Source organism: Streptomyces diastatochromogenes, from assembly GCF_002242805.1.
Taxonomy (GTDB): domain Bacteria; phylum Actinomycetota; class Actinomycetes; order Streptomycetales; family Streptomycetaceae; genus Streptomyces; species Streptomyces diastatochromogenes.
In genome coordinates this window covers 185,376-205,909 of record NZ_MCGQ01000022.1, presented here as the reverse complement: position 1 = coordinate 205,909, position 20,534 = coordinate 185,376, and the positions used below count along the sequence as shown (strand labels likewise).

Here is a 20,534-nt window from a genome sequence, read left to right as displayed (position 1 = left end):
CCACCCTCATAAGCGGGGGAACCCTTGCTTTATGTGTTAACTACAGGTGTCACGTCAACGGCGTGTGTCGAGCGGGGAGTTCGGATACGGCCCGACTGGCTTACTGTCATTGTCTGTGCTGCGGGCTTGACTTGGTCGTCATCGGCGGTAGGTACACCCGCTCCGGAGGCGATGACGGCGACCGCCATCGCATGGGCGAGCGCGGTGCGCGAGCGGACGCCCAGCTTGCGGTAGACGCGGGAGAGGGTGCCCTCCACCGTCTTGACGCTGATGAACAGCTCGGCGGCGACTTCCCGGTTGGTGGCCCCGCCGCCGACCAGTTCGGCGATCCGCGCTTCCGTGGGGGTGAGTTCGGGGCCGCCCGCGCCTGTCTCACCACCTCGGTCTCCGGCCTCCAGCCGCGCCAGCTCGTCCCTGGCCCGCGCCGCCAGGGGAGCGGCGCCGATCCGGGTCGCGGTCTCCAGCGCCTCGCCGAGGACCGTCCGCGCCGCGCTCCTGCGGCGCGAGCGGCGTTCGACCGTGCCGAGCGCGATCAGGGTGCGCACCAGCTCCACGGGCAACGGGAGTCGACGCAGCCGGTCCACCGCGCCCCGCAGCCGTACCGCACCCTCCTTCGCCCGGCCGAGCCCCGCCTCGCGCAGCCCCTCCGCCCGCTCCAGAGCCGCCAGTACGCTCCCGGGCGCATCGCCGGACACGCGCGTGCGGGCCTCGCGGAGCACGGTCCCGGCCGCGTCGGTCTCGCCGAGGACCACCAGGGCCTCGGCGAGGTCGCCGTACCAGTGCAGCAACGGCGGGTCGGCGGCGCACATCGCCTCGCCGAGCTGCTTGACGCGTTGCAGCGCCTCCACCGCGGCCGCCGCGCCTCTCGGGTCGCCGGCGAGCAGCTCGGCCTGCCCGAGCACGGCCAGCGCACGCAGCAGGAACAGCCGGTCTCCGTCCGCCTCCGAGGCCCGTACCGCCTGCTCGGCGAGGCGCCGGGCCTCGTCGGCGGTGCCGCCCGCGGTCGCCGCGAGCGCCGCCGCGTACAGGGCCGGAGCCGCCTGCACGCCGGTCTCGGCCAGGGCGCGCGTGCAGCGGGCGGCGGTGCGCAGCGCCTCCCGGCAGTGCCCGGAGCGCACCTGGATACGGGTCAGCGCCACCAGGGTCGCCATGACCTCCTCGACTCCGGCCAACTCACCGATGTCCGCGAGGAGTTGGGTGACCTGTTCCCCGGCCTCGGTGACCTGGTCGGAGTCCAGGGCGAGGATCGCCCGCATCCGGATCAGTCCCCAGCTCTCCGGGCCGGCGTCGGCGCCACCGGCCAGGGCGAGCGCCTCCTCCAGCGCGGCGCCGGCGGCCGCCGGATCCCCGGCCAGGGACCGCACCCGGGCGAGGGTGGCGAGGGCTCCGATCCTGGTGTCCGGGTCGCCTGCCCGGTCCGCCTGCCGGGCAGCGCGCCGGGCATGCCGGGCCGCCTCCTCCAACTCCCCGCACAGCAGCCCGCGTACGGCCGCCCAGTAGTGCAGCCATGCCTCGGCCTCCGGATCGCCGTCGGCGTCCCGCAGCCCTTCCTCGATCAGTTCACGGGCACCCTGCAGCGCCTGACCGGCGTTGCGCAGCAGGATCAGCCGGGCCCGTACCCGCTGCCGTGCGGAGCCCGACCCGGCGAGGACGGTCTCGGCGGCCTGCCCCGCTTCCTCCAGCTGTCCCGCGTCGCAGGCGTACTCGGCCGCGGCCAGCAGCCGCTCGGCGCGGTCCGCCGGGCGGTCGCCGGGAGTGCACCGGGCGGCGAGCCCGGCCAGTTCGAAGGCGGCAGCGGCAGCGGCGGCGCCGTCGAGCCGTGCGTGCTCGGCCGCGGACATCAGCGTGCGGGCGGTGTTCTCGTCCTCGTACGGGTGGGCGAGCCCGAGGTGGCGGGCCTGCTCCACGGGCTCGGTGACCGCGCGGGCCAGCAGGGCGTGTGCCTCCCGGCGGCCGTACTCCGGGGCGTCGGCATAGACGGCGGCCCGGATCAGCGGATGCGCGAAACGCACGGTTCCGTGGGCGTCGGCCGTCGCGATGCCGAGCCGTTCGGCCTCCGCGAGGTCCGCGACGGGGTCAGGGATCCCGGCGCCACGCAGCAGAGTGAGGCTCGGGCGGGCGGCGGCGCTCGTGACGAGGAGGGTGCGCCGCGCCGCTTCCGGCAGCGTACGCAGGTCGTTCAGCAGCAGGTTACGCAGCCTTTTGGGTACGGGCAGCGTCCGGCCCAAGCCGACGGAGGCTCCGTCGCGCGGGGCGACCTGCCCCAACTCCAGTGCGTACCAAGGGTTTCCGGCAGCGGTGTCCTGGATCGCCCGCGTCACCGCCGATGGCAGGTCGGCACCGACGCCGGTGCGCACGAGATCTGCCACCTCGTCGTCCGTCAGCGGCGGCACGGGAAGTTCGACGGTGCCGGGCGGGCAGCAGCACAGCCGTTCCGGCTGCTCCCCATGGGCCACGCGCTCGGTGGCCAGCACCCGTATGTCGAGACCCCCGACGCGGCGCACGGCGAAGGCCAGCGCCTCGGCACTCGGCTCGTCGAGCCACTGGAGGCCGTCGACGACCAGCAGAACGGGGCCGGTGGCAGCGAGCGTGCGCAGCACTTCTACGACGGCGACGCGCAACGCGAGCCGGCTCTGGTCGCCGTCCGGTTCCCGGCCACGCATCAGGGCCGCCCTCAGCGCCGCCCGGGGCTCGGGCGGCAGGGTCCCGAGGAAGCTCTCCGGCACCCGCGCGAGCAGGTCGATCAGGCCGGCGAACGGAAGCCGGGCGTCCTCCTCGGCGGGCGAGCAGTGCAGCACCGTGCCGCCCGGTTGCCTGGCCGCGGACGTCATGAGGGCAGCCACGAGCATGGACTTGCCGATCCCCGCCGGACCGTGGAAGAGCACTCCGGGACGGGCCGTCAGCTCGGCCCCGGCGGTGTCGAGCAGCTCGCGGCGCCCCGTCAACACCCGTACGCCCCCGGCAGCCGCCCACCCTGTGTTCTGTGGGTGGCGCATCATGTGTTCATGACAACCTTCGGGGATTTGGCTTGTCAATGACGATTGTCACGCTGCCTGTTCGTCGAACCGCCGACGGCACGAGCGGGACGCGTCGTGCGGTCACACGCGGGGTTCCGGTTCGGTGTAGCGGAGCAGTACCCCCACGCCCTCGTACAGCCTCACCTGCTGCTCGGGCACCAGGACCAGCTCGGCCCGAGTACCGACCAGGGCGCGGGTGAGTACCGCGTCGGCACGCTCCTCGCGGACGTCCTGGACGCCGTAGGAGCGCAGTTCCTGTTCGGCGAGGGCGAGTTGGCCGGGTTCCGGGCCGGCCCACAGACGGAGCGGCGACTCGGGGTGGTGGTTGAGGAAGAGGGCTTTGACCTGACCGCGCTGCAGAGCCGACACGGCCGGGGCGAGGCCTTCGGCCGACGCTCCGCCGTGGGCGCACTCGGCGAGGAAGGCCGCCAGCAGGGACCGGTCGTGCGCGGCCATACGTCCGCCGAAGAGGCTTTCGAGCCGGTGCTCCAGCAGTGCCCGGCCCGGCCGGGACTCACCGGCGCCCTCGACGGTGACGACCCGTCCGAGCAGGGCCTGGGGGAGCCGGCGGACGAGAATGCCGCGCGCCCACACATCTCCCGCCACGACCACATCCTCGGCGTCGATGCGCCGCGCGTGGCCCTCCAGCTCCCGGCCGATGACCTGGGCGGCGTTCAGCCAGTCGGTCACCGGTATCTCCTCGTCGAGCCGGTGCCCCGGCGTGACCCTGGTCAGGGGCCATACGCCGATCTCCGCCTCGATCCGCACACTGCCCGGGGCGTCCGTGGAGTGCCGGCCGCTGTAGTGGACGTACGCCGCCAGGTAGGGGATCCCGGGGGAGTGCTGGACGATCAGCGGCAGGGTGTACGGCAGGGTTCCGAAGTGCGCGGTGTCCCGTGCGGGCGGGTCGGGCAGTTCGTCCAGCAGGGCCAGCCGGCCGTGCGCGGTGAACACCGCCTGCCCGTGGGCGCCGGGGACGTCGGTGTCGCTGCCCACGGCCTCCGCCGCCGCGGCGAGGGAGTCCTGGTCGGCTCCCTCGCAGGTCAGGGCGTCCCGCAGATGTCGCCAGCGCAGTTCTATGGCGGCGTCGGGATCCTCGACGACGCTGTCGCGGGAGGTGTCCAGATAGACCGAGGCGAAGGGACCCGGCTGCTTGTACAGGGGTTCGAGGAAGGAAAGTCTCATGCGGCTCTGCTCCTGTCCCTTCACGTGAGGTCGTCGAGGCGCCGCTCCGCCCCTTCCAGCGGCCGAGCGATCCGCGACGGCCGGGTACCCACGCCCGTACGGCCGTACCGCCGGCACACGTGCCGCCCGGTGACGGACGGCCGCATCGATCGGACCCGGACGGGTAGTCGGGGCACGACACACAGTGAAGGAGCCTTCTCCTGGAGCGGAGGGCAGGGGGAAGACGGTGGTGAAGTGGGCGAGGCGGTTCAGGAACCGCCGGATGGAAAGCTCCCGCCCACCCTTTCTGGGTCGGCCACCTGGTCGCGTGTCAGTAGCCGCCGGTGAAGCGGCGGTTGAGGTGGCGCGGGGTCTCGATCCTCCCCCGAGATCCTGCGCCTGCTGGTCGGCGCGCTGCTGCTGCACATCGACCGTCTGCCCCGCCACGGACCGCACGCCGACCCGCAGGCCGGCGGCGAGGTCTACGCTCGCTTCCGCGCCGAACTGGAACGCTCCTACGCCACCAGCCGGCGCGCCGAGGACTACGCCCACCGCCTCGGCTACACCGTCAAGACCCTCACCCGCGCCTGCCAGGCCGCCACCGGCAAGCCCGTCAAGCAGGTCATCGACGCCCGCGTCGCCCTCCAGGCCCAGCGCCTGCTCGCCCACACCGACGAGCCCGTCGCCACCATCGCCCACCGCCTGGGCTTCTCCGAACCGGCCGACTTCGGCAAGTTCTTCCGCCGCCACACCGGCACCACCCCCGGCGACTTCCGCAGCCTCAACCCGTGACACACCCCGGGCCGTGCGGGACGAGGCGATCGGGGTCTACAACGGCGCCGGGGAAGAGGCACCCGCGATCAGCAGGCGGGGGGTGCCCGTGCCGTCCGCGGGCACGCTCCACAGGTCGCTGCTGCCGACCTTGCCGTTGGTCGGGAGCGCGTAGGCGACGGTGTCGTTGTCGAGCCAGGTCGCCTGGTCGTCGACGCTGTGGCGTTCGGCCAGCGCCGTCTCCTTCAGGGTGCGCAGGTCGAGGACGTACTCGTGCCACAGATTCGTACGGGACAGGATCCGCTTCTTGAAGGCGACACGGGTCCCGTCCGGGGAGAGCGAGGGACACTCCACGTTCTGGACCAGGATGGTGACCGTACGCCGGGACAGCGAACCGCGCACCAGATAGGTGGTGTTGGCGGTGTTGAGGGTGGCGTAGAAGGTGTCGTCGTCGGAGGCGAAGGTGACGCCCCAGAAGTTGATGTCCTTGGCGTGGTACGGCTTGCCGTCCTTGACGATGGAGAACGTCTCCAGACTGGGCGTCAGCCGCATGGCGCGGGTGTCCAGGATCGACGTCCTGGTGGTGAAGAAGGCCGACGAGTAGGACTCGCCGGAGACGAAGACGGTCCAGGCGGCGAAGCGGCCGCTCGGGGAGACCCGGGCCCGGCTGGGGGTGCCGGCGAGCGGGAAGGTGCGCTTGGTACGGAGGCCGGCGTCCAGGAGCAGGGCGCGGTTGCTCTGCTTGAGGACGCCGGGGTTGGACTGGAGGCAGATGCCCGTGCCGGCTGCCGCATAGAAACGCGCGCACTTCAGGCTCGACGCGGTCCGTCCGGCCCTGGGATCGGTCGACGGGACGGAGGCGACCGCGGTGCGGTGCGGGCCGGCGGCCGTGTTGATGAACGTCAGGCGGTTCTTCTGGCCGAGCGTCAACTTGCCGATGCCGACGGCGGGACCGCCCGACTGCGGCCGGTTCGCCCGGTCCGCGCGGTCGGCGGCGTGCAGGACCACACCGGTACCGACGCCGGCGAGCACCAGGACCGCCGCGACGAGTATGAGCAGGCGACGGCGCAGTGATGTCATGTGGATCCTTGTGGCTGAGGTGGTCATCGGGTCCCGCCGGCGGGTCGCAGCACCAGGCCCGCGACAGCCGCGCAGCACAGCAGGCCGACCGCCGATCCGGCCAGCGCCGGGCCGTCTCCCCACACCGTCCAGGCGGCTCCGAAGGCCAGCGAGCAGCAGAACCGGGCCAGTGCCTGACTGGTGCCGACGATGGCGAGACCGCTGGCGCGCAGCTGCTCGGGCACGATGCCGGCGAGGGCGGCCGGGAGCACACCGTCGGTGGCCGCGTAGAAGGTGCCGTGCAGGGCGAGTACGAGGAAGGGGAGGACCGGCGTGGCCGGGGCCCACAGCAGGAGGGCGTAGGCGGTGAGCAGACCCACGTGCCCGGCGAGGAACACGGTGCGCCGCCCGGCCCGGTCGGCCAGCGCCCCGACGGGCACGGCCAGCAGCAGGAACACGACGGCGGTGCCCAGCGGGAGCAGCGTGAACCACTGCTCGCCGATGCCCGCCCGCCGTTGCAGGAGCAGGTAGACGAAGGCGTCGCTGACGGTGGTCAGGCCGAGCAGCGCGGCACAGCCGGCGAGCGCCCGCAGCCGCGGCAGGCCCAGCAGCGCCAGCGCCTCGCGTACGCGGACGGGCTGTCCACCGCCCGGCGCACTTGCTTCGTCCGTCTGCGCGGCCTGCTGTCTACGGGGTACGAACAGCACCAGTACGAGCACGCCGAACACGGCGACGCACCCGCTCACGCCGAACACGGCGTCGTAGCCGTCGGCCGCCGCGCGCAGGATGAGGAAGGCCGCCAGGGGGCCGAGCATCGCGCCGGTGGTGTCCATCGCCCGGTGCACGCCGAAGGCCCGGCCCTGGTTCTCGGGCGGCGTGGACAGCGAGATCATGGCGTCGCGCGGGGCGGTGCGCAGGCCCTTGCCGATCCGTTCCAGCGCGAGGACCGTGCCGAACGCGCCGATACTGCTCGCGAGCAGGAGCAGCGGCTTGCACACCGCGGACAGGCCGTAGCCGAGCCCGGCCAGCAGCTTGTGGTTGCGTATGCGGTCGGCGAGGTGGCCGCCGGTGAGCTGGACCAGCGCGCTGACGCCGTTGTAGACGCCGTCGAGGGTGCCGAAGCCCAGCGGGCTGAAGCCGAGGTTGGTGACGAGGTAGAGCGGCAGGACGGCGGTGACCATCTCCGAGGAGATGTCGGTGATCAGGCTGACCGCGCCCAGCACGAGCACGACCGGGGCGACCCTGGGCCCCGCGCCGCGTCTTCGGCCCTGGCCGGTCTCCGCCCCCGGAGACGCGGAGCGGTCGGTGAGATACATGATCGAGGACTCCAGACGCGGTGCGATCAGGTCTGCCGGCTGCTCTCGTCCCGCAGCCAGGTGCCGAAGTCCTGTGCCCGGATGGCTTTTCCGGCCCGCCGCCGGGCAACGACCGCCGCCGCGACGAAGACTACGACACCCATGAACAGCTTCGGCTCCCTGCGGAGGAGCCCTGTGAGGTCTGCCTTGCTGGTGCGCGCCGAGGCCTCTTCCGGACTCTGATGCCGTTCGACCTGGGCGGTGGACACCGCGGCCCGGATCCGCCGCTTGATCAAGTCCGGCCAGGTGCGCGGCGGGTGGACCACGACACGGGCCGCGCCGACCACGAGCCGCTCCTGAGGAGCGAAGGCCAGCGACGCCGCCAGGTCGTCCGCCATCAGCGGAGGCAGCGCGGCGATCCGGGCGTGCCCGGCCTTGGAGACCGCGATGACCCCTCGGCCGAACAGCCCCTCGCGTACGGCGGGCAGTCGCTGCCACACCTGGTAGTAGGCACGCACCCGCCAAGCGCAGGCGTCCAGCGGGATCTGCCGTTCGGGGGCGGTGGCGAGGACGCCCGAGGCGTCGTCGTGCAGGGGCTCGGTCAGCGCCCGTACGTCGGCGCCCGTGATCACGACGTCGGCGTCCACATAGACACGGGGAAAGCCGTGCGCGTGATCGTCACCCGCCCGCAGGGCGGCGTGCTTGGAGGGGACGGGGATCTCGACCACCCGCACGCGCGGGCCGCGAGCGGTCGCGATCCGCGCGGTGTCGTCCGTGCAGCCGTTGCACACGACCACGATGTCGGTCTCGTCCTCGTCCTCGGAGGAGTCGGCCAGCAGTGAATCGAGGAGCCGGCCGATGACTCGCGCCTCGTTGTGGGCCGGGATCACGATGCTCGTCACCTGGGCAGTATGGCGCCGGTGTCGCTATTGCGATGTGTGTTTCGTCCAACTGTTCCCGCGACTGCGTCCCGTGGTCTAGATTGAGGTCCGCCGGACCGGTTTGGGTGGGGATTCTTGTCCTTGACTGCATGTCACGGTACGGCTTCGAGAACCGATTTGAGCAGTCAGTAACCAGCATGCTGGGGGCATGGGGCGGTTGGGGAACCGCTGAAGCTCCCTCGCTTTCCGGTGCCGCTGTGTGGAGGGCACTTCGGTCAGGGGTAGCCGCGCATGTGGTGGGGGGAGCATGACCATTGAGGTCACGCATGAGCACTTGGTTGTGGAACGCAGGAGTCCGCGCGTTCGCCGAAGACGCTGGGAGCAGAGGTACCGGTTAGTTCTGCTGGTCGCGGACGGCTCGGCGGCCGCTGTCGCGGCCTTCGTGATCCACGCGGCATACGGCCGCTGGGCGGTGGCCCTGGTGCTGCCCCCGACATGGATCGTGGCCATGCTGGCCCATCGCTCCTACGATCGCAGCACCCTGGGTCTGGGGACCGAGGAGTACCGACGGGTGCTGCGCGGCGCCGTGGCACTGCCGGCGCTGGCCGCGGGTGCGTACTACTTGTTCACGCACGATTCAGGACTCTTTCATGACATGATCATGGCCACAGTGCCGGCTGTCGCGATCGCACTGTCGGGCCGGTACCTGCTCCGCCGCCGGATGCACAGACGCTGGGCACGCGGCCGGGACCGGAGCGCGACCCTGCTGGTCGGGCCGTCGCACGGCATCGTCGAGCTGGTCACCGTGCTGCGGCGCGGTGGCGCACAGGAACTGCAGGTCGCCGGAGTGTGCCTGAGCGATCCGGAGAACGCCACAGAGATCCGTAAGTTGGGGCTTCCCCTCCTCGGTGGCGTCGACGACATGGCCGATGTCTTCCGGGCCCTGGGCATCAGCACCGTGGCGGTGCTGCCCGCGCCCGAGTTCGACGCCTCCGTCCTGCGCCGGATGTCCTGGATCGCGGCCGTGCAGGAGGTCGACTTCCTGCTGGCCCCCGTGCTGACCGACGTGTCCGCCTCCCGGCTCGCGGTACGGCCCACCAACGGGATACCGCTGGTGGGGATACAGGCGCCGAACCTCTCCCGGATCTCCCGGGTGCCCAAGGAACTGCTGGACCGGTCGCTCGCGGCGGTGCTCCTGGTGTTCCTCGCGCTGCCCATGCTGCTGATCGCCCTGATCGTCCGGCTGGACAGCTCCGGCCCCGCACTGTTCAGGCAGCAGCGGGTGGGCCGGTACGGCGACCACTTCACCATGCTCAAGTTCCGCACGATGCGGCAGGACTCGGAGACGCTCCGGGCGGAACTGGCGCACCTCAACCAGAACAGCGACGGACTGCTGTTCAAGGTGAAGGAAGACCCGCGGATCACCCGGGTCGGATCGTTTCTGCGGCGAAGCTCGCTCGATGAACTGCCCCAGCTGATCAACGCGGTCCGGGGCACCATGTCGCTCGTCGGCCCGCGCCCGCCGCTGCCCGAGGAGGTGGACGAGTACACGCCGGACATCAAGCGCCGGTTGCTCGTGAAGCCCGGCCTCACCGGGCTCTGGCAGGTGAGCGGCCGCTCCGACCTGCCCTGGGACGAGGCGGTCCGGCTCGATCTCGGATACGTGGACAACTGGTCGATGGGCCTCGACCTGTCGATCCTGCTGCGCACCGGGTCCGTGGTGGTGCGACGAACGGGGGCCTACTGATGGACCGAGGGAAGAGGAGTCAAGTGGCGCAGACCACAGAGCCGTTGGGGGTCGCGGTCGTCGGGGCGGGCTACTGGGGCCCCAACCTCGTACGCAACTTCCAGGGCAGCGAGCAGTTCCGGCTGCGCTGGCTGTGCGACCTCGACGTGGACCGGGCCCAGCGGGTCCTCGGCGGCTACTCGACGGTCCAGGCCACCTCGGACTACGCGGCCGTCCTCGCCGACCCCTCCGTGGCCGCCGTCGCCGTGGCCACGCCCGCCGGAACCCACCTCGACATCGCCCTGGCCGCCCTGCGCGCCGGCAAGCACGTCCTCGTGGAGAAGCCGCTCGCGGCGACCTACGCCGACGGGATGCGCCTGGTGGCCGAGGCGGAAGAGCGCGGGCTCACCCTGATGTGCGATCACACCTACTGCTACACACCCGCCGTGGGCCGCATCCGGGAACTGGTCCGCTCCGGTGAACTCGGCGAGATCCACTTCGTCGACTCGGTCCGCATCAACCTCGGGCTCGTCCAGAAGGACATCGACGTGATGTGGGACCTGGCCCCGCACGATCTGTCGATCCTGGACTTCATCCTCCCCGACAACGTCGAGCCGGTCGCCGTCGCCGCCCACGGGGCCGACCCGATCGGCGCGGGACAGGCCTGCGTGGCCTATCTGACGCTCCAGCTCAACACGGGGGCCATCGCCCACGTGCACGTCAACTGGCTGTCCCCGACCAAGGTACGGACCACCATGGTGGGCGGCGCCAAACGCACCCTGATCTGGGACGACCTCAACCCCGTGCAGCGGGTGGCGATCTACGACCGGGGTGTGGACCTGGCCGCGCCGCAGGAGATCGGCGCGGACGAGCGCCGGGAGATGCTCGTCTCGTACCGCTCCGGGGACATGGTCGCCCCCGCGATCGGCGAGAAGGAAGCGCTGCGCAGCATGGTCGAGGAGTTCGGCGGCGCGATCAGGGAGCGCCGGGCGCCGCTGACCGACGGCCGGGCGGGCCTCAGGGTGCTGGACATTCTCGAGGCGGCGTCCCGGAGCCTGGAATTCAAGGGCGCGGTCGTCGGCCTGCGGGCCGGGCGTTGAGCGAAGTCACTTCACCGAGAGGGCAAGGCAGTTGAGCAGCGTACGAGGGAAGAAGATCCTGGTCACCGGGGGAGCGGGCACCATCGGCTCCAACCTCGTCGACCTCCTGGCCGAGGGCGGCGCCCGCGAGATCGTCGTACTCGACAACTTCGTGCGCGGGCGGCGGGCCAACCTCGCCCAGGCCCTGCCCAGCGGCGTCGTGGAGGTCGTCGAGGGCGACATCCGGGACGCCGCCACCGTACGGAAGGTCACCGAGGGCGCCGACCTGGTGTTCCACCTCGCCGCGATACGCATCACCCAGTGCGCCGAGGAGCCGCGGCTCGCCAACGAGGTCCTGGTCGACGGCACCTTCAACGTCCTGGAGGCGGCGGCCGAGGCCGGGGTGGCCAAGGTGATCGCCTCGTCCTCGGCGTCCGTCTACGGCATGGCCGAGACCTTCCCGACGACCGAGCGCCACCACCCGTACAACAACGACACCTTCTACGGCGCGGCGAAGGCCTTCAACGAGGGCATGCTGCGCAGCTTCCACGCCATGTACGGACTGGACTACGTGGCGTTGCGCTACTTCAACGTCTACGGCCCCCGGATGGACATCCACGGCCTCTACACCGAGGTGCTCATCCGCTGGATGGAGCGCATCGAGGCCGGCGAGCCGCCGCTGATCCTCGGCGACGGCACGCAGACCATGGACTTCGTCGACGTCAGGGACATCGCCAGGGCCAATGTGCTGGCCGCCGAGTCGGATCTCACCGACGAGGTGTTCAACATCGCGGGCGGCACGGAGACCTCGCTGAAGGAACTCGCCGAGGGCCTGCTGGAGGCGATGGGGGCGACTGGTCTGGAGCCGGTGCACGGGCCCGCTCGCAGCGTGAACTCGGTGGTACGGCGGCTTGCCGATACCTCGCAGGCCACCGAGCGGCTCGGCTTCACCGCACAGATAGACCTGCGCACCGGTCTGCGGGACCTGGTCGAGTGGTGGCGCGCGGAGCGGGAGGCGGCCCAGTGAGCACCGACCGCATCCCGGTGATGATCCCCTGGCTCGGCGAGGAGGAGGCCAGAGCCGCCTCGGACGCGGTGCTGTCCGGGTGGGTCGCCCAGGGGCCCCGGGTCGCCGAGTTCGAGCGGGCCTTCGCGGAGCGGGTGGGCGCCGAGCACGGCATCGCGGTCAGCTCGTGCACCACCGCCCTGCACCTGTCGCTCGTCGTGCTCGGGCTGGGGCCGGGCGACGAGGTCGTGGTGCCCTCGCTGTCGTTCATCGCCACCGCCAACGCCGTGCGCTACGTCGGCGCCGAGCCCGTGTTCGCCGACGTCGACGGGGTCACGGGCAACCTGACCCCGGCCACCGTGGAGGCGGTTCGCACGCCCCGCACCAAGGCCGTCCTCGCCGTCCACCAGGGCGGCGTGCCGGCCGACGTGCACAGCCTGCGCGCCGCCTGCGCCGAGTGGGACCTGCCCCTGGTCGAGGACGCGGCCTGCGCCATCGGCTCGACCGTCGGCGGCAAGCCGGTGGGGCACGGCGCGCTGATCGCCGCCTGGTCCTTCCACCCCCGCAAGCTCGTCACCACCGGCGAGGGCGGCATGGTCACCACCGACGACGCCACGTGGGCGGCCCGCCTGCGCCGGCTGCGCGAGCACGGGATGAACGCCTCGGCGGCCGAGCGCCATGCGAGCAACAGGCCGGTCCTGGAGAGCTACCTGGAGGTCGGCTTCAACTACCGGATGACCGACGTCCAGGCCGCCATCGGCCTGGTCCAGCTCGGGAAACTCGACGCGATGATCGCCCGCCGCCGCGAACTGGCGGCCCGCTACGACGCGTTGCTGCACGATGTCCCAGGCCTCACCCCCGTACGCGACCCCGCGCACGGGCAGAGCAACTTCCAGTCCTACTGGGTGCTCCTGGACCAGGACTTCCCCGTCGGCCGGGACGACCTGCTCGCCGCGCTCGCCGAGGCCGGCGTCTCCGCCCGGCGCGGGATCATGGCCGCGCACCTCGAACCCGCCTACGCGGACCACCCCCGCGCTCCGCTGCCGGTCACCGAGCACCTCACCCGCGACTCGCTGATCCTGCCGCTGTTCCACACGATGACCGAGGCCCAGCAGGACCGCGTCGTGGCAGCACTGCGCGAACAGGCCCGTAGATGAACGAACTTGTGATCATCGGCGCGGGCGGCTTCGCCCGGGAGACCGCCCAGGCCGTAGCGGACGCGGGCGCGTTCAAGCTGCTCGGGCACCTGGACGACAACCCCGCCCTGCACGGCACCGAGGTGGACGGCGTACCCGTCCTCGGCGGCTGCGACCTGGTCCACGACCTGCCCGGGGCCCGGGTGGTGATCTGCGTGGGCAACCCGAGGGACTACGCGGCCCGCGCCCGTCTGGTCCGCAGGCTCGGCCTGACCGAGGAACGCTACGCCACCGTGATCCACCCGACGGCGGCGGTGTCGGCGACCTCCGAGGTCGGCCCCGGATCGGTCCTGCTCGCGCACTGCGTCCTGACCGCCGCCGTACGGGTGGGCGCGCATGTCGCGGTGATGCCGCAGGTCGTCCTCACCCATGACGACGTGGTGGAGGACTACGCGACGATCGCCTCCGGCGTCCGCCTGGGCGGGGGAGCGCGGCTGGAACGGGGTGCCTACGTGGGCTCCGGGGCCCTGGTCAGGGAGGCTACGACGGTCGGCGCCTGGTCGCTGATCGGCATGGGGAGCGCCGTGCTCGGCGACGTACCGCCGGGCGAGGTCTGGGTGGGGAGCCCGGCCCGACGGCTGCGCGCGGCGGACGCGCCCGCGCTCGACGAACTTGCGATGCGAACAGAACTCGCGTCGCGAACAGTGGGGGGACCGCTGACATGAACCAGATTCCGCTCGTGGACCTCAAGGCGGCCCACGAGGAAGTCGCCGACGACGTACGGGCCGGATTCGAACGGGTCCTGGCCCGCACCGCGTTCATCGGCGGCGAAGAGGTCCGCCAGTTCGAGCGGGAGTACGCCGACTTCGGCGGTGTCGCGCACTGCGTGGGCGTCGCCAACGGCACCGACGCCGTCGAACTCGCCCTGCGCGCGAGCGGGGTCGGCCCGGGCGACGAGGTCGTGGTGCCCGCCAACACCTTCATCGCCACCGCCGGCGCGGTCGCCAGAATCGGCGCCCGACCGGTTCTGGCGGACTGCCTGCCCGACACCTACCTGCTCGACCCCCAGGCCGCCCTGGACGCGGTCGGCCCGGCCACCCGCGCGGTCGTACCCGTTCATCTCTACGGGCAGTTGGCCGAGGTGACGGAGCTGGCCGCCCGACTGCCCGACGGCGTACGCGTCGTGGAGGACGCCGCACAGTGCCAGGGCGCGACCCGCGACGGCCGTACGCCGGGCAGCGGCGGCATCGCGGCCACCAGCTTCTACCCGGGCAAGAACCTGGGTGCCTACGGCGACGCGGGTGCCGTGCTCACCGACGACGAGGAGCTGGCCGGCCTGGTGCGCGCCATCGCGAACCACGGCGGCGTCGCCAAGTACCGCCACGACGTACCCGGGTTCAACAGCCGCCTGGACGGACTGCAGGCGGTTGTCCTGCGGGCCAAGCTGGCGCGGCTGGCGGCCGGCAACGCGGCCCGGCGTGCGGCCGCGGCCCGCTACGACGCGCTGCTCGCCGACCTCGCGACGGCCGGCCGGGTCGTGCTCCCGACGGCGGCGGCCGGCAACGTCCACGTCTGGCACCTGTACGTCGTCCAGGTCGCCGACGCCGATCGCGACGACATCGTCGGCAAACTCAACGCCGAGGGCATCGGCGCCGGGGTGCACTATCCCGCCCCGGTCCACCTCACGCCGGCGTACCGCCATCTCGGCCACGTCCGGGGCGACTTCCCGAACGCCGAGAAGGCGGCGGACCGGATCCTGTCGCTTCCGCTCTACCCGCAGATCACCCCCGACCAGCAGCAGCGCGTCGTGGACGCGTTCACCGACGCGCTCGGCAGCTGACCCGGTCCCCAGAGTTTCACGCTCCACCTCCGACCACCCCACGGTCGGGCCCAGCACAGCACCGCTGAGAGGTACACATGAAAAAATGGAGCAGACGGATCCGGGGCGGGCGCCTCGCCGTCGCAGCAGCATTGATACTGGCGGTGCTCCCGCTGGCCGGGTCCGCCCAGGCGGCCTCCGATCCGTGCGGTTCCGGCTCGAACCCGGTCGTCTGCGAGAACTCCAAGACGGGCACCCCCAAGTCCGAATGGTTCTCGCCCAACGCCTACGGTGACATCAAGGGCTTCACCACCAAGGAAAGTGTCCAGGCCGGTGACACCGTCCAGTTCAAGGTCCAGTCGCCGGTCTCGTACAACATCCAGATCTACCGGCTGGGCTGGTACGGCGGCGACGGCGCGCGTCAGATGTCGACCGCGGCCCAGGCGGCCGTGACCTACCCGGCCAACTTCATCTCCAAGCCCGCCAGTTGCACCACCAAGAGCAGCACCGGCCTGGTCGACTGTGGCAACTGGCCGGTGACGGCGACCTGGACCGTGCCGAGCGACGCCGTGTCCGGCCTGTACATCGCGAACATCACGCAGACCAACGGCGACGGCCTGATGCCGTACCCCTTCGTCGTCCGCAACGACTCCAGCACCTCCGACATCGTCGTACAGACCAGCGACCAGACCTGGCAGGCGTACAACGACTACGGCGGCCAGGACCTGTACGGCGGCACCGGGCCCGCTCCGGACGGCCGCGCCTACGAGGTCAGCTACAACCGGCCGCTGGACATCGGCGGCGACAACGGCATCTACGGCTCCGAGTTCATGATGCTGTCCTGGCTGGAGCGCAACGGCTACGACGTCAGCTACACGTCCGGCGTGGACGTGTCGTCGTCGAACGGCGCCACCCTGCTGAAGAAGCACAAGGTGTACATGTCGTCCGGCCATGACGAGTACTGGACGCAGAGCCAGTACTCCAACGTCCTGGCGGCGCGGAAGGCCGGCGTCCGCGAGGGCTTCTTCAGCGGCAACGAGGTCTTCTGGAAGACGCGGCTGGCCCCCAGCATCGACGGCACGAACACGGCCGACCGCACCCTCGCCTGCTACAAGATGACCAAGATGGCGTTCAACAACGGCATCGCCGACCCCAGCGGCACCTGGACCGGCACCTGGATGGATCCGGCCAGCACCAACTACGGCCAGACCTACCAGCCGCCGAACATCCTCACCGGCTCCATGTTCCAGGCGAACGGCTACCGCAGCGACGCGATCACCGTCCCCGGCTCGTACGGCAAGAACCGGATCTGGCGCAACACCTCCATCGCCAACCTCACCTCCGGCCAGACCGCGACCTTCCCGACCGGCACGCTCGGTTACGAGTGGGACAGCGACCTCGACAACAGCACCAGACCCGCCGGGGAGATCGACGTGTCGTCCACGACGGTGGACATCACCGACGGCACGTACCGTCTGGACTGGGGCAACCTGTACGGCAACGGCACGGCGACGCACAATCTCGTCGAGTTCCGCGACCAGGACTCCGGGGCCCTGGTGTTCGGGACCGGGACCGTGCAGTGGTCGTGGGGTCTGACCAACGTGCCCACCTACAATCCCGATGACACGGTGGTCACCGAGGACTCCCGTATGCAGCAGGCGACGGTGAACGTCCTGGCCGACATGGGGGCCCAGCCGAAGACCCTGCAGAGCAACCTCGTCGCCGCCACCGCCTCCACCGACACCACCGGCCCGGCCGTCACCGTGACCAGCCCGGCCTCCGGGGCCACCGTCCCGGCGCTGAAGCCGGTCACCATCACCGGCACCGCCGCCGACTCCGGTGGGGGAGTGGTGGCCCGCGTGGAGGTGTCCACCGACGGCGGATCGACCTGGCAGGCCGCCAAGGGTCTTGCGTCCTGGAGCTACAGCTGGACGCCCACGACCCCGGGTTCCGCGTCCATCAAGGTCCGCGCGGTCGACGACAGCGTCAACATCGGCGCCGTCACCACCGTCCCGCTGACCGTCGGCCCCCAGGCCTGCCCCTGCACCATCTGGCCGGCCTCGGCCGTGCCCGGCACCGTCAACGCCGGCGACGGCGGCTCGGTGGAGCTGGGCGTCAAGTTCCGTACCACCGTGGCCGGTTCGATCACCGGCGTCCGCTTCTACAAGTCGCCCGCCAACACCGGCACCCACATCGGCAGCCTGTGGACCGCCTCCGGCACCCGCCTGGCCACCGGTACCTTCACCGGCGAGACGGCCTCCGGCTGGCAGCAGCTGAACTTCTCCACCCCGGTGACCGTCAAGGCCAACACCACCTATGTCGCCTCGTACTTCGCCCCCAACGGCGGATACTCCTACGACAGCACCTTCGCGGGCAGCGACGCCGGACTGGCCCCGCTCACGGCCCTGAAGACCGGCACCGACGGCGGCAACGGCGTCTACCACTACGGTTCGACCAGCGCCTTCCCGTCCTCGGCGTCCTCCGGCAGCAACTACTGGGTCGACGTGGTGCTGGACACCTCGACGGCCTCCACGACCCCGCCCACCGTCTCCTCGACCTCCCCGACGTCCGGGGCGACCGTCGCGGCGATCACGGCACCGGTGTCGGCCACCTTCAGCTCGGCCGTCGACACCGACAGCGTGACGTTCACCCTGAAGGACCCGGACGGCAACACCGTGCCGGGGGCCGTCACCTTCCCCGCGTCGAACAAGGCGACCTTCACTCCGTCGACGGAGCTGGAGCTGCACACCACGTACACCGCGTCCGTCCAGGCCTCCGACGTGTGGGGCAACGCCATGGCGAACCCGGTGACCTGGTCCTTCACCACCAGTTCCACCCCTCCCGCGGTCACCTGCCCCTGCACGCTGTGGAGTTCCTCCGCCGTGCCGGCCAACACCGACATGACCGCCGATCCCAACTCCGTGGAGCTGGGCACCCGGTTCACGTCCTCGGCGGCCGGCTGGGTCACCGGTGTCACCTTCTACAAGGGCACCGGCAACACGGGCACCCACACCGGCAGCCTGTGGACCGACGGCGGCACGCTGCTCGCCAGCGGCACCTTCACGGGCGAGACGGCCTCCGGCTGGCAGACGCTGACCTTCGCCACTCCGGTGGCGATCACCGCCGACACCCCGTACGTCGTCTCCTACCACGCGCCGCACGGCAACTACGCGGTGGACGGCGGCTACTTCGCGGCGGCCCACAAGTCCTACCCGCTGACGGCCACGGCCGACACCACCACGCACCACAACGGGCTCTACAAGTACGGCACCGACTCGGCCTTCCCCAACGGTTCCTACGGATCCGCGAACTACTGGGTCGGCCCCGTCTTCACCGCCGACGATCCCGGCACACAGCTGACGACGGCCACCTCCTCGGAGGTGACCGCGTCCCTGCTGTCGCACACCGCCGACGCGGGCAGTCCGCTCGTCACGACCCTGCCCGCCGACGCCAAGGTGTCGTCCGTCAAGGCGACCGTGACCATCCTGCGGGGCTCCAAGGCCGCCAGGAAGCTCCACGTCACGGCCGTCGTCTCCTACGACCGGGCCACCCACAAGGTGTCCGTCCATCTGTCCGCCCCGCTGCCGGACGGCACCCGGTTCACGATCACGGTCACGGCCAAGGACAGGCACCGGAACACGGTGAAGTCCCCCAGCTGGACGCTGACCAGCAAGACGACCGTCCACAAGAAGAAGAACTGACCGACCGGAACCCACCGGTGGTGGTCTCCCGCGAACGCGCGAGAGACCACCACCGGGGATTGGCTGCCCCCATCAGATGAGCACCGTCAGTGTTGTGATCCCCTGCTACAAGTACGGCCATTTCCTCGCCGACTGCGTGAGCAGCGTCCTGGACGAGCAGGACGGCGTTGACGTCCGGGTACTCATCATCGACGACGCCTCGCCCGACGACTCGGCGGAGGTCGCGCTCAAGCTGGCCGCCGCCGACCCGCGCATCGAGGTCCACGTCCACGAAACCAACAGGGGCCACATCGCCACATACAACGAAGGCCTGCTGGAGTGGGCCGACGGCGACTACGTAGCCCTCCTGTCCGCCGACGACCGGCTGGTCCCGGGCGCGCTGGTGCGGGCCGCCGCGCTCCTGGACGCCCATCCCGAGGCGGGGTTCGCCTACGGGCGCCCCCTGCGCTTCCAGCACGGCGGCCCGCTGCCCGAGGCCCGTACCCAGAGCACCGGCTCGGTCGTCTACCCCGGCCAGTGGTGGCTGGAGCGCCGCTTCCGCGAGGGCACCGGCTGCATCACCTCGCCGGAAGTCGTCGTGCGCACCGGCCTCCAGCGCGAGGTCGGCGGGTACGACCCCGCCCTTCCGCACGCCGGCGACATCGAGATGTGGATGCGGCTCGCCGCCCACGCCGACGTCGGCTACATCCGCGGCGCCGACCAGGCCTTCTACCGCGTCCACGGCAAGAACATGTCCACCGTCGACTTCGGCGGCCAGCTCGACGACCTGCGCCAGCGCCTCGTCGCCTTCGACTCCGTGCTCGCCAAGTGCGGCGACCGGCTGCCCCACGCCGACCGCCTGGCCGACCAGGTCCACACCCGCCTCGCCCGCTACGCGCTGCGCCGGGCCTACCGGGCCTACGACCGGGGCCGCACCGAAGTCGTACCCGTCGACGCGTGCGTGGCGTTCGCCGAGGAGTGCCTGCCCGGATACGCGGCGCTGCCCGAGTACCGCGCGCTGCGGCTGCGCAGACGCATCGGGCCGAAGGCCATGCCGTATCTGCAGCCCCTGGTGTGGTCGGCCGTGGCCGAGCGCGGACGGGAGTGGCTGTGGTGGGAGTCGTGGAAGCGCCGCGGTATCTGATGCGTGATCAGTTCAGCTCAGCCGGCCACCGGAACCCCGGCGGTGCGGCGGACCGGGTCCGGGAAGCCGCCCGTGCGCTTCCTGCGCCGCAGCGCGTACCGGTCGAGCCACAGGGCGCCCAGGATCCCGGCGATGCCGCCCAGCAGTGCCGTACCGGCCAGTGCGCGGGACCTGGTGCCCTGCACGGGTGCGGCGCTCGGGGCGACCAGGACGGATGCGCTGATCCGCGACGCGGGCGCGATCCCCTGGGCGTCCTGCAGGGCCGTCACGTGCTGGGTGTAGACCTCGATGACCCGGCGGACCGCCGTGTCGGCCTCCACGGCGCCGGACCGCTGCGCCTGCACCTGCACCGAGGGGATCAGATAGCGCGGCGTCGCGCTGGTGCCGCTGTTGCGCGGGATCAGCTGGTACGTCCCGTGCACGCCCACGGAGTCCAGCTCCTTGCGCCCGGCGGGCGACTCGAGCTGCTGGATAACCCCGTACGAGAGGGTGGCGAGCGGCGGTTGGAGATTCGTCAGCTGGTTCGGCTGGTTGCCCGTCACGGGCGGTTTGAGGACGACGACCGCCGAACTCAGGTACTGCGGTGCGGGGTGCAGCACTTGGTAGGCTCCGCCGGCCGTCAGCACGAGCGAGAGCACCAGAACGTACCAGCGGCGGAGCAGCGCTTCGGCGACGTCACGAGGCGACACAGGGATTCCTTCCGTCGCCACCGATCCTCGCAGGCGCCGGGACGAGCCGCCACCCCATGGGAGTTCTC

14 protein-coding genes and 1 pseudogene are annotated in these 20,534 nt (G+C 71.4%); 9 read left to right on the top strand and 6 right to left on the bottom strand.

The window, feature by feature from the left end:
* Positions 1–29: 29 nt before the first annotated feature.
* Positions 30–2,999: a helix-turn-helix transcriptional regulator gene (locus tag BEK98_RS26040; protein ID WP_244201977.1), complete on the bottom strand. Its 2,970-nt coding sequence runs from the start codon at positions 2,997–2,999 to the stop codon at positions 30–32.
* Positions 3,000–3,098: 99 nt separating this feature from the next.
* Complete coding sequence (locus BEK98_RS26035; RefSeq protein WP_094219084.1) at positions 3,099–4,202, bottom strand: baeRF2 domain-containing protein; 1,104 nt, start codon at positions 4,200–4,202, stop codon at positions 3,099–3,101.
* A 360-nt stretch (positions 4,203–4,562) separates the two neighbouring features.
* Between BEK98_RS26035 and BEK98_RS26030 the strand changes: the two are divergent.
* Positions 4,563–4,973 (top strand): annotated as a pseudogene (locus BEK98_RS26030) (helix-turn-helix transcriptional regulator); the annotation flags it as partial.
* A 36-nt stretch (positions 4,974–5,009) separates the two neighbouring features.
* Here BEK98_RS26030 and BEK98_RS26025 read toward each other — a convergent pair.
* From BEK98_RS26025 to BEK98_RS26015, 3 genes are read right to left on the bottom strand one after another with little or no spacing between them, the layout of a single operon-like run.
* Complete coding sequence (locus BEK98_RS26025) at positions 5,010–6,032, bottom strand: TolB family protein (RefSeq protein WP_094219083.1); 1,023 nt, start codon at positions 6,030–6,032, stop codon at positions 5,010–5,012.
* Between the two features lie 23 nt (positions 6,033–6,055).
* Complete coding sequence (locus BEK98_RS26020) at positions 6,056–7,327, bottom strand: MFS transporter (RefSeq protein WP_208643228.1); 1,272 nt, start codon at positions 7,325–7,327, stop codon at positions 6,056–6,058.
* Between the two features lie 26 nt (positions 7,328–7,353).
* On the bottom strand, positions 7,354–8,208 hold the full coding sequence (locus BEK98_RS26015) for a glycosyltransferase family 2 protein (protein ID WP_094219082.1): 855 nt from the start codon (positions 8,206–8,208) through the stop codon (positions 7,354–7,356).
* A gap of 286 nt (positions 8,209–8,494) precedes the next feature.
* Between BEK98_RS26015 and BEK98_RS26010 the strand changes: the two genes are divergently transcribed.
* From BEK98_RS26010 to BEK98_RS25975, 8 genes are all read left to right on the top strand, one after another.
* Positions 8,495–9,934 (top strand): sugar transferase, encoded by a 1,440-nt coding sequence (locus tag BEK98_RS26010; RefSeq protein ID WP_094219081.1) that lies wholly within the window; start codon positions 8,495–8,497, stop codon positions 9,932–9,934.
* Positions 9,935–9,957: 23 nt separating this feature from the next.
* The gene (locus tag BEK98_RS26005; RefSeq protein WP_208643227.1) at positions 9,958–11,013 is read left to right on the top strand and encodes a Gfo/Idh/MocA family protein; all 1,056 of its coding nucleotides are present in this window, start codon (positions 9,958–9,960) and stop codon (positions 11,011–11,013) included.
* A gap of 31 nt (positions 11,014–11,044) precedes the next feature.
* Entirely contained in the window at positions 11,045–12,019 is a 975-nt protein-coding gene (locus BEK98_RS26000) for an SDR family NAD(P)-dependent oxidoreductase (protein WP_094219079.1), read from the top strand.
* Positions 12,016–13,155, top strand: coding sequence for a DegT/DnrJ/EryC1/StrS family aminotransferase (locus BEK98_RS25995; RefSeq protein ID WP_094219078.1), 1,140 nt, complete (start codon positions 12,016–12,018; stop codon positions 13,153–13,155). The genes BEK98_RS26000 and BEK98_RS25995 overlap by 4 nt, the downstream gene beginning before the upstream one ends.
* Complete coding sequence (locus BEK98_RS25990) at positions 13,152–13,859, top strand: acetyltransferase (protein WP_094219077.1); 708 nt, start codon at positions 13,152–13,154, stop codon at positions 13,857–13,859. Before BEK98_RS25995 ends, BEK98_RS25990 begins: the two co-directional genes overlap by 4 nt.
* A complete protein-coding gene (locus tag BEK98_RS25985; RefSeq protein ID WP_094219076.1) occupies positions 13,856–14,974 on the top strand; it encodes a DegT/DnrJ/EryC1/StrS family aminotransferase in 1,119 nt (372 codons plus the stop codon). Before BEK98_RS25990 ends, BEK98_RS25985 begins: the two co-directional genes overlap by 4 nt.
* Positions 14,975–15,051: 77 nt before the next feature.
* Positions 15,052–18,654, top strand: coding sequence for a DUF4082 domain-containing protein (locus BEK98_RS50925; RefSeq protein WP_094219075.1), 3,603 nt, complete (start codon positions 15,052–15,054; stop codon positions 18,652–18,654).
* Positions 18,655–18,730: 76 nt separating this feature from the next.
* Positions 18,731–19,777 carry a glycosyltransferase family 2 protein gene (locus BEK98_RS25975; protein WP_094219074.1) on the top strand — a complete coding sequence of 349 codons (1,047 nt, stop codon included), beginning with the start codon at positions 18,731–18,733 and terminating at the stop codon, positions 19,775–19,777.
* Positions 19,778–19,794: 17 nt separating this feature from the next.
* Here BEK98_RS25975 and BEK98_RS25970 read toward each other — a convergent pair whose 3' ends face one another.
* On the bottom strand, positions 19,795–20,466 hold the full coding sequence (locus BEK98_RS25970) for a YveK family protein (protein ID WP_094219073.1): 672 nt from the start codon (positions 20,464–20,466) through the stop codon (positions 19,795–19,797).
* Positions 20,467–20,534 lie beyond the last annotated feature (68 nt).

Excerpts from the sequence above, each read along its gene's own strand:
- BEK98_RS26040 (WP_244201977.1), bottom strand. The coding sequence starts at position 2,999 with ATGATGCGCCACCCACAGAACACAGGGTGGGCGGCTGCCGGGGGCGTA.
- BEK98_RS26035 (WP_094219084.1), bottom strand. The coding sequence starts at position 4,202 with ATGAGACTTTCCTTCCTCGAACCCCTGTACAAGCAGCCGGGTCCCTTC.
- BEK98_RS26025 (WP_094219083.1), bottom strand. The coding sequence starts at position 6,032 with ATGACATCACTGCGCCGTCGCCTGCTCATACTCGTCGCGGCGGTCCTG.
- BEK98_RS26020 (WP_208643228.1), bottom strand. The coding sequence starts at position 7,327 with ATGTATCTCACCGACCGCTCCGCGTCTCCGGGGGCGGAGACCGGCCAG.
- BEK98_RS26010 (WP_094219081.1), top strand. The coding sequence starts at position 8,495 with ATGACCATTGAGGTCACGCATGAGCACTTGGTTGTGGAACGCAGGAGT.
- BEK98_RS25990 (WP_094219077.1), top strand. The coding sequence starts at position 13,152 with ATGAACGAACTTGTGATCATCGGCGCGGGCGGCTTCGCCCGGGAGACC.
- BEK98_RS25985 (WP_094219076.1), top strand. The coding sequence starts at position 13,856 with ATGAACCAGATTCCGCTCGTGGACCTCAAGGCGGCCCACGAGGAAGTC.
- BEK98_RS50925 (WP_094219075.1), top strand. The coding sequence starts at position 15,052 with ATGAAAAAATGGAGCAGACGGATCCGGGGCGGGCGCCTCGCCGTCGCA.
- BEK98_RS25975 (WP_094219074.1), top strand. The coding sequence starts at position 18,731 with ATGAGCACCGTCAGTGTTGTGATCCCCTGCTACAAGTACGGCCATTTC.